This window comes from Streptomyces sp. 8K308 (assembly GCF_004348315.1).
Classification (GTDB): Bacteria; Actinomycetota; Actinomycetes; order Streptomycetales; family Streptomycetaceae; genus Streptomyces.
Genome location: NZ_SMKC01000300.1, coordinates 1 through 8,830, shown reverse-complemented (window position 1 = coordinate 8,830; position 8,830 = coordinate 1). Strand labels below are relative to the sequence as shown.

Annotated in this window: 10 protein-coding genes; 7 read left to right on the top strand and 3 right to left on the bottom strand. The window is 72.8% G+C overall.

The annotated features are described in order from the left end of the window. Window positions 1-173: 173 nt before the first annotated feature. From E1265_RS28975 to E1265_RS28965, 3 genes are read left to right on the top strand one after another with little or no spacing between them, the layout of a single operon-like run. Window positions 174-1,490, top strand: a complete 1,317-nt coding sequence (locus E1265_RS28975; protein ID WP_132933961.1) for a sugar ABC transporter substrate-binding protein — start codon at window positions 174-176, stop codon at window positions 1,488-1,490. After that, a complete protein-coding gene (locus E1265_RS28970; RefSeq protein ID WP_132933960.1) occupies window positions 1,480-2,469 on the top strand; it encodes a sugar ABC transporter permease in 990 nt (329 codons plus the stop codon). The genes E1265_RS28975 and E1265_RS28970 overlap by 11 nt, the downstream gene beginning before the upstream one ends. Then, a complete protein-coding gene (locus E1265_RS28965) occupies window positions 2,466-3,290 on the top strand; it encodes a carbohydrate ABC transporter permease (protein ID WP_132933959.1) in 825 nt (274 codons plus the stop codon). Before E1265_RS28970 ends, E1265_RS28965 begins: the two co-directional genes overlap by 4 nt. A 9-nt stretch (window positions 3,291-3,299) precedes the next feature. On the opposite strand, the gene E1265_RS28960 is transcribed toward E1265_RS28965, so the two are convergent. Beyond that, on the bottom strand, window positions 3,300-3,683 hold the full coding sequence (locus tag E1265_RS28960) for a VOC family protein (protein ID WP_132933958.1): 384 nt from the start codon (window positions 3,681-3,683) through the stop codon (window positions 3,300-3,302). Window positions 3,684-3,705: 22 nt separating this feature from the next. On the opposite strand from E1265_RS28960, the gene E1265_RS28955 reads away from it, so the two are divergent. After that, window positions 3,706-4,044 carry a chorismate mutase gene (locus E1265_RS28955; RefSeq protein WP_132933957.1) on the top strand — a complete coding sequence of 113 codons (339 nt, stop codon included), beginning with the start codon at window positions 3,706-3,708 and terminating at the stop codon, window positions 4,042-4,044. Between the two features lie 50 nt (window positions 4,045-4,094). Here the strand turns inward: E1265_RS28955 and E1265_RS28950 are convergent, their stop codons facing one another. Beyond that, window positions 4,095-4,304, bottom strand: coding sequence for a hypothetical protein (locus E1265_RS28950; protein ID WP_132933956.1), 210 nt, complete (start codon window positions 4,302-4,304; stop codon window positions 4,095-4,097). Window positions 4,305-4,458: 154 nt separating this feature from the next. On the opposite strand from E1265_RS28950, the gene pepN reads away from it, so the two are divergent. Next, window positions 4,459-6,963 carry an aminopeptidase N gene (gene pepN, locus E1265_RS28945; protein WP_132933955.1) on the top strand — a complete coding sequence of 835 codons (2,505 nt, stop codon included), beginning with the start codon at window positions 4,459-4,461 and terminating at the stop codon, window positions 6,961-6,963. Here the strand turns inward: pepN and E1265_RS28940 are convergent. Continuing rightward, a complete protein-coding gene (locus E1265_RS28940; RefSeq protein WP_132933954.1) occupies window positions 6,960-7,604 on the bottom strand; it encodes an NAD(P)H-binding protein in 645 nt (214 codons plus the stop codon). The two genes, pepN and E1265_RS28940, sit on opposite strands and share 4 nt — an antisense overlap. A 66-nt stretch (window positions 7,605-7,670) precedes the next feature. On the opposite strand from E1265_RS28940, the gene E1265_RS28935 reads away from it, so the two are divergent. Beyond that, complete coding sequence (locus E1265_RS28935) at window positions 7,671-8,054, top strand: helix-turn-helix domain-containing protein (RefSeq protein WP_132933953.1); 384 nt, start codon at window positions 7,671-7,673, stop codon at window positions 8,052-8,054. 143 nt (window positions 8,055-8,197) lie between these two features. Further along, on the top strand, window positions 8,198-8,830 hold a 633-nt coding region (locus tag E1265_RS28930; RefSeq protein WP_243741187.1), incomplete at its 3' end, for a pyridoxal-dependent decarboxylase.

Here is an 8,830-nt window from a genome sequence, read left to right as displayed (position 1 = left end):
GGGTGGGGGAGACGCCCCGGCCGACGGAGCCGGCGTCAGTGGTCGAGACCACAAACGGTGCCGTTCCGTGATCCGCGGACCTGGATCGGGTGAAGTGGGCGCTGTCACAATCGACCCTCAGCCGGCTGGTGATCTCGCTGGTGTCGAAGCGCGCCGTCAGGAGGGGACAGGTCATGTTGCGAACTCCCGGGGGTGCGTTCCCCCACGCCCGCCGCCGGCGGCTCGTCGCCGGCGCCGCCGTGCTGGCGCTGGGCCTGCTGACAGCCTGCGGCGGTGGCGGGGACGACGAGGGCGACGGGTCGGGCGAGGGCACCACGATCGAGCTGTGGATCATGGAGGGGACCAACCCCGACGCCGAGCCCTATGTCGCGGACCTCCAGGCCGCGTTCGCCGAGCGGACCGGCGCGACGCTCGACGTGCAGTTCATCCAGTGGGCCGACGCCCACGACCGCATCACCACCGCCATGGCCGGCGGCGAGCTGCCCGACGTGGCCGAGATAGGCACCACGTGGGCGCCGGAGTTCGGTGCCGCCGGGGCGCTCACGGACCTCGCCGACCGGATCGAGGAGAGCGGTCTCTCCGACGACCTGGTGCCCGCGCTCTCCGAGGCGGCCACGGTGGACGGCGCCGTCTACGGCATGCCGTGGTACGCCGGCACCAGGTCGCTGATGTACCGGGCCGACATATTCGCCGAACACGACCTGCAACCCCCCACCACCTGGGAGGAGTTGCGCGAGGTGGCGCTCCAGCTCAAGGAGCTGGAGCCGGACATGATCCCGTTCCCCGTCATCGGCGGCGGCGAGTACAGCGTGGACGCCTTCATCTGGGGCGCCGGCGGCCAGATCGCCGAGCAGGGCTCGGACGGGCAGTGGGTCTCCACCATCAACTCGCCGGAGGCCGTCGAGGGCATCGAGTTCTACACCTCGCTCGCCACCGAGGACGACCTGTCGGTGGCCGCCGCGAGCACCTGGCTGGAGACCGACCAGCTGGAGAGCTTCCAGAACGGCGAGGCCGCCATGGTCATCAACGGCAACTGGACCGTCAACACGCTGCTCGAGGCCGACGCCTCCTGGGCCGACCGCATCGGTGTGGTGCCCATCCCCGGGCAGGAGAGCGGCTTCAGCCCCTCCTTCGTCGGCGGCTCGTTGCTCGGCGACTTCAGCAGCGACGAGCCCGAACTCGCCTGGGAGCTCATCGAGTTGATGAGCACCGGCGAGTTCGCCAGCCAGTGGGCCGAGTCCTCGGGCTACTTCCCGGGGCAGCAGTCCCTGCTGGAGGCCGTGCAGCAGGAGGACGACCCGCTGGTCGCGCCGTTCGCCCAGCAGATGGCCGAGGCCGGGGCCAGCGTGCCGGTGACCGAGCAGTACGGAGCCATCCAGGGCGAGCAGGTGATCCCGCAGATGCTCCAGTCCATCCTCTCCGGCGACAAGGACGTTCAGCAGGCGGCGGACGACGCCGCGGCGGCAATGGACCAGACCTTTGGCGGCTGAGCTCGCCCGGTCGGACCCCGAGCGGGCGCCGGCACCGGCCGGCGCCCCCGCGGGCCGGCGCGCCGGGGGGGCCAGGCGCGCGAGCTGGACGCGGGCCCTCCGCCCCTGGCTGCTGCTCGCGCCCGCGCTCGCCGTGCTGGCCGTCCTGCTCTTCTGGCCCCTGGTCCGCGTCCTGCTGCTCTCCTTCCAGGACTACGGTCTGCGCCAGATCAACACCGGCGAGAGCAACTACACCGGGTTCGACAACTACCGCGAGATCCTGAGCGACTCGTTCCTGTGGCGCACGGTGCTGCCCAACACCGTGCTCTTCGCCGTCACCTGCGTCGTGCTCACCGTCGTCGTCGGCACCCTCGTCGCCCTGCTCCTGCGACGCCTCGGCCGCGTCTGGCGCGTCGTCTGCTCCAGCGTGATCATGATGGCGTGGGCCATGCCGGCGGTCACCGGCACCTACGTCTGGATCTGGATCTTCGACCCGCTCAACGGCGTGGTCAGCGGCGGCCTCGACGGCCTCGGCGTGATCGAGCCCCGCGAGACCAACTGGTTCACCGACCGCTGGTCGTTCTACGCCATCGCCACGCTCAACGTCGTCCACCACGGCTTCCCGTTCGTGGCCATCACCGTGTTCGCGGCGCTCCTCACCATCCCGAGGGAGCTGCCCGAGGCCGCCACCGTCGACGGAGCGAGCGCCTGGCAGCGGTTCTGGCACATCACCGTCCCCACCATCAGGCCGGTCTTCCTCGTCGTCACCATCCTGTCGACCATCTGGGACTTCAAGGTCTTCGCCCAGATCTATCTGATGCCGGGCGGCGCCGGCTCCAACCAGGAGGTCCTCAACCTCGGCGTCTGGTCCTACATCCAGTCCTTCAGCCGCAACCAGTACGGCATGGGCTCGGCCATCGCCGTGCTGCTGACCCTGCTGCTGCTCGCCATCACCGTGGTGTACGTCAGGGCCCTGTCCAACGAGAGGGACGAACTGTGAACCGCACCTCGACCGCGGGACGGATCGGGCTCGGCGTGGCCGTCGCCGCGCTGCTGGGCTTCACGCTCTTCCCCGTCTACTGGATGCTCTCCTCGGCCTTCGACCCGGGCGCCGACCACCGCGGATCGGCCGTGCTGCCGTCCGGGTTCACCCTGGACCACTTCCGGTACGTCCTCGACACCGGCGAGTTCGGCCGCTACCTCGCCAACTCGGCGCTCGTCGGCGTCGGCACGGTGCTGCTCTCCGGCGCGCTCGCGCTCTTCGCCGCCATCGCCGTCGCCCGCTTCCAGTTCCGGATGCGGACCAAGGTGCTGGTGATGATCCTGGTGGTGCAGATGGTGCCGCTCGAGGCGCTGGTCATCCCGCTCTTCCTGCAGATGCGCAGCCTCGACCTGCTCAACAGCCTCCTCGGCCTCACCATCGTCTACCTGGCGTTCTCCCTGCCGTTCGCCATCTGGACGCTGCGCGGCTTCGTCGCCACCGTGCCCAAGGAGGTCGAGGAGGCCGCCTACCTCGACGGCTGCGGCTGGTGGCGGATGTTCCGCAGCGTGCTGCTGCCGCTGGTGGCCCCCGGGCTCGTCGCCACCAGCATCTTCGCCTTCATCGTCGCCTGGAACGAGTTCGTCTTCGCGTTCGTGTTCATGCAGGACGACAGCAACTACACCGCCGCTGTCGGGCTGCACCGCTTCTTCGGCCAGTACAGCACCGACTGGGGCGCGGTGATGGCCGGCTCCACCCTCATCACGCTGCCCGTGCTGGTGTTCTTCGTCCTCGTGCAGCGCCGGCTCGCCGGCGGCCTGGCCGCCGGCGCCATCCGCTGACCCCGGGCCTCAGCCGTTCTGCCCGTAGCAGAGGCAGAACGGCTTGCCCGCCGGGTCGGCGTACACCCGGAACCCGCGCCGCTCGCCGCCGCTGTCGTGCAAGAGCGTGGCGCCGAGCGCCAGCACCCGCTCCTGTGCCTCGGCCATGTCCTCGATCCCCGGCACCTCGAAGTCCAGGTGGAACTGCTGCGGGTGCTCCGGGTCGGGCCAGCGCGGCGGCCGGTACTCGCCCAGCACCTTCTGGAAGGCGAACCTGGCGCCCGTCGGCGGCTTCAGCCACACCCAGTCCTCATACGCCTCGTCCACCTCGCCGCCCAGAATGCCCTGGTAGAAGCGGGCCAGCGCCGCCGGGTCAGGACAGTCGATCACCGTGCACTGCAGAGTCGCGATCATCCCCGCAGCATAGGCTTGCCGCATGAACAGCAGCACGCAGCTCGACGAGAGCGTTCGCGCGGAGCTGACCGCGCTGCGCGACAGCATCGACAACATCGACGCCGCCGTGGTCCACATGCTCGCCGAGCGCTTCAAGTGCACCCAGCGCGTCGGCCGCCTCAAGGCCGACCACCAGCTCCCGGCCGCCGACCCGGCGCGCGAGGCCCGGCAGATCGCCCGCCTCCGCGAGCTCGCCGAGAGCGCCAAGCTCGATCCGGCCTTCGCCGAGAAGCTGCTGAACTTCATCATCGCCGAGGTCATCAGGCACCACGAGACGATCGCCAACGAGCGCGTGACCGGCACCGACCCCGAGCCGTCCTGATCCGGCCCCTCCCGGGGCCCCGCGCCGACCGTTGCGGGACCCGACCGGGGCTACTGCTGCCGTGCGGCGTCCCCCGGCACGATCGTCATCTCCTCGGGCGCGCACGTCGCCGGCGGCGACGGGTTGGAGCCGCAGTACGCCTGCGCGTCGTCCGCCGGCGTGACCCGCTCCTGGAAGGCGGTCGGCTCGGACGAGGTACCGGACAGGCCCGTCAACACCACGGCGCCCGCCAGCAGGGCACCCACCATCACACGTTTCACGCGTATCTCCCTCACTCAGGTGAGGGCACCGTAACGGCCCACGCCCGGCCGTGGTGAGCCCACATCCGGCCGTGAACGCGTGCCACCCGCGGCCGGCTCCGGCCGCCCGTAAAGCCACTGCGGGCCGTGAGGCGAGTGGGGCAGCATGGCCCCCATGGCCTCACTCACCCGTACCGAAGCGGAAGACCGCGCCGCGCTGCTCGACGTTCACCGCTACACCGTCGACCTGGACGTCGGCGGCGCCGACGACGGCGCCGACACCTTCGCCTCGACCACCGTCGTCACCTTCACCGCGCGCCGGGCGGGCGACACCTTCGTCGAGCTGCGGCCCACCACGCTGCGCCGCGCCACCCTCGACGGGCAGCCGCTCGACCCGGCCACCCTCGCCGACGGCCGGCTGCCGCTGGCCGGTCTCGCCGCCGGCGCGCACGAACTGCGGGTCGAGGCCGACATGCCCTACTCCCGCACCGGCGAGGGCATCCACCGCTTCACCGACCCCGAGGACGGGCTCACCTACCTCTACAGCATGTGCTGCATGACCGAGGGGTCCCTGGTCTTCGCCGCCTTCGACCAGCCCGACCTCAAGGCCGTCTTCGACGTCACCGTCACCGCGCCCACCGGCTGGACCGTGCTGGGCAACGGCATCGCCACCGAGGAGGGCCCTGGCCGCTGGCGCTGCGCGCCCACCCCGCCCATCTCCACCTATCTGATGGCGGTCGCCGCCGGCCCCTACCACTCGGTCCGCACCGAGCACGCGGGACTGCCCTTCGGCATTCACGTCCGCCGCTCCCTCGCCCCGCACCTGGACAAGGACGCCGAGGAGATCCTCGACATCACCCGCCGCTGCTTCGACCGCTACCACCGACTCTTCGACGAGCCCTACCCGTTCGACTCCTACGACCAGGCGTTCGTCCCGGAGTTCAACGCCGGCGCCATGGAGAATCCGGGGCTCGTCACCCTCCGCGACGAGTTCGTCTTCCGCTCCGCCGTCACCGACACCGAGCGGGAGGTGCGCGGCGTGGTCATCGCCCACGAGATGGCCCACATGTGGTTCGGCGACCTCGTCACCCTCCGCTGGTGGGACGACACCTGGCTCAACGAGTCCTTCGCCGAGTTCATGGGCTACCAGATCCTCACCGAGGCCACTGACCTGAGGCCCTGGACCGAGTTCGCCGTCTCCCGCAAGTCCTGGGGCTACGACGCCGACCAACGCCCCTCGACCCACCCCGTGGCGCCCGAGCCGGACGCCGTGCCCGACACCGCTTCCGCCTGGACCAACTTCGACGGCATCTCCTACGCCAAGGGCGCCTCGGCCCTCCGCCAGCTCGTCACCTGGCTCGGCGAGGAGGCGTTCCTCGCCGGCATCAACCGCCACTTCGCCCGCCACCGCTTCGGCAACGCCACGCTCGCCGACTTCATCGACGCCATGGCGGAGGCATCGGGCCGCCCCGTCCACCAGTGGGCCGACGCCTGGCTGCGCACCAGCGGGCCCGACACCCTCACCCCCGAGGTCACCGCCACCGACGGCGGTTGGCGGGTCGCCGTCCACCACGCCGGCGGCCGTCCGCACCGGCTCCGCCTCGGCGCCTACGACGCCGTCGACGAGCGGCGCCTCACCCCGCGCGAGCCGGTCATCGAGATCGAGCTGCCCGCGGCCGACGGCACCACCGTCCACGAGTGGCCAGGACCGCGCCCCGACCTGCTGGTCGTCAACGACGGCGACCTCACCTACGCCAAGGTCAGGCTCGACCCTGCCTCCTGGAACACCGCCCAGCGCGCGCTCGGCTCCCTCCCGGAGCCGCTCAGCCGCACCGTGGTGTGGAACGCGGCCCGCGACATGGTCAGGGACGGCGAACTCCTCCCCGGCGCCTACCTGGAGGCCGCCCGCCGCCACCTTCCCGGCGAGCCGGCGACCGCCCTGCTCCAGGGCGTGCTCGACTTCGCCCGCCGCCAGATCGCCGACCAGTACCTCCCGGACGACCGCCGCGGCGCCGCCCTCGACACCCTCACCGAGCTGGCCCGTGACATCCTGGAGCGCACCGCAGACGGCGCCGAGCCCGCCCGCCGGCTGATCGCCGTCCGCGCCGCCATCGGCGCCGCCACCGCCCCCGACACCCTCCGCGCCTGGTGGGAGGCGGGCACCGTGCCCGGTGGCCCCGAGCTCGACCCGGAGCTGCGCTGGCAACTGCTGCACCGGCTCGCCGTGCTCGGGGCCACCGACGAGGCGGAGATCGCCGCCGAGGCCAGGCGCGACCCCAGCGCCACCGGGGAGGAGGGCGCCGTCCGCTGCCGCGCCGCCCTCCCGGAACCGGCCGCCAAGGCGGCCGCCTGGGACGCCATGTTCGATCCCGCGGACCGTCTCTCCAACTACCTGTTCATCGCCACGGCCCAGGGCTTCTGGCAGCCGGAGCAGCGGGCGCTCCTCACCGACTACGTCGAGCGCTACTACCCGGCGGCCACCGGGCTCGCCGCCCGCCGCGGCCACTCGCTCGCGACGGCCGCCGGCCGGTACGCCTTCCCCAGGATCGTCGACGAGCGCACCCTCACCCTCGGCGAGCAGACCCTGCGCGAGGGCGGGCCGACGCCCGCCCTGCGCCGGGCTCTGGCCGACCAACTCGACGACCTGCGGCGGGCGTTGGCCGTCCGCGCCGCGAGCTAACGGCCGGTCACCGCCAGATGGATCCCGCGGTGGCGCGGCTCCGCGATCTCGTCGAGCAGTGCCACCGCCAGGTCCTGGTAGCTGATCCGGTCCGCCGGGTCGCCGTGGGCGGCGACCCGGTAGCGCCCGGACCGCTCGCCGTCCTCGTCGAAGAGACCCGACGGGCTCAGATACAGCCAGTCGACGTCCGCGCCCTCGGTCCGCAGGATCTCGAGACCGGCGCCGTGCGCCCGGCAGAACGGCAGGGCCTCGGGCGGTATCGCCGGCGAGTCGAGCAACGGCCGCCCGGCGGCGTCCGGCAGCAACGCGCCGAGCCCCACCACCAGCAGCCGTCGGACGCCCGACGCCCGCGCCGCCGCGAGCAGCGCCCGCGTCGAGTCGGCGAAGAACGCGTCCGGATCGGTGCCAGGACCGTACTCGGCCGCCGCCGACACCACGGCCTCGTGCCCGGTCGCCAACTCGGCCACCCGCGCCGCGTCCGTGACGTCCCCCGCCACCACGCGCACCCCGTCGGCCGCGAGACCCGGATGCCTCGCCGGGTCCCGCACCACCGCGGTCACCCCGAACCCACGCCGCCGCGCCTCCGCGACCGCCCGCCTGCCGGCCCTGCCGCCGGCTCCGAAAACCACGAGTTCCGTCATGCCACCGGACCGTAGCCGCGACCCCGGTATCCCCACGGATACCGGCCACCGGGCTACCGTGACCGCATGAGGGAACCGCTGCCACCCGACATGTTCGAGGAACTGTGCCCGTCCAGCCTGGTGCCCATCCGCTTCGGCGACAAATGGGCCGGCCTCATCCTCGCCTGCCTCAGGAAGGGGCCGCGCCGCTACTCGGAACTCCGCGTCCCGCTCGCCCGCGTCACCCCGAAGGTCCTCACGAGGTCGCTGCGCGCCCTCGAACGCGACGGGCTGCTCACCAGGAACGTCAGCCAGTGCCCGCCCCGCGTCGAGTACGAGCTCACCCCGCTCGGGCACAGCCTGATGGAGCTCTACGCGACCGTCTGCGACTGGACGGCGCGGCACTGGGACGAGCTCCTCGAAGCGCGCGAAACCTACGACGCCACGCACGCCGAGGCCGCGGCGCGGTAGCCGGGGACGGTGCGAAGCCGGGCCCTGTCCCCCCTTCGGGGGAACGAGGGGAAAGCCGGGCACCTGCCGCACGGGCACGGCGTAGCTTGTGGCCGTTGTCCCGGCGCGCGACACCGGTCGCGCCCCATCGGAAGAGGTCAGCCATGCCCGCGCCGCCAGCGCACGACCCCAGCCTGCTCGCGGGCGGCACCGCGGGCCCGCGTGCGCTCCGCCCTCTCCTCGACACCGTGCTCGGCGCCCTCGCCGAGGGCGCCGCCGCCCGCTGCGGCCCGCTGCCCGCCGGCGGCCCGGAGGTCGTGCGCCGCCGGCTCGCCGAGGCGGCCCCCGAGCCGGCGATCCCCGACCACGGTGCCGGCGCCCTCCCCGCGCTCCACCAGTTGGTGCGCGCCCTCGCCGAGGGCGCCGCCGACCCCGCCGACCCGCACTGCGCCGCGCACCTGCACTGTCCGCCGCTCGCGGTGGCCGTCGCCGCCGACCTGGCCGCCAGCGCCCTCAACCCGTCCCTCGACTCCTGGGACCAGGCGCCCGCGGCCTCCGAGCTCGAGGACCGGATCAGCCGCGAGCTGGCCGCGCTCGTCCACCCCGCCGGTCCCGACCCGCACGCCCTGATCACCACCGGCGGCACCGAGTCCAACCTCCTCGGCGCCCTGCTCGCCCGGGAGCACCACGGCCGGGGCGCCGACCGTCAGCTCACCGTGATCTGTGGCGCCAACGCCCACCACAGCGTGCACCGGGCCGCCTGGCTGCTCGGCCTGCCCGCCCCCCAGGTGCTGCCC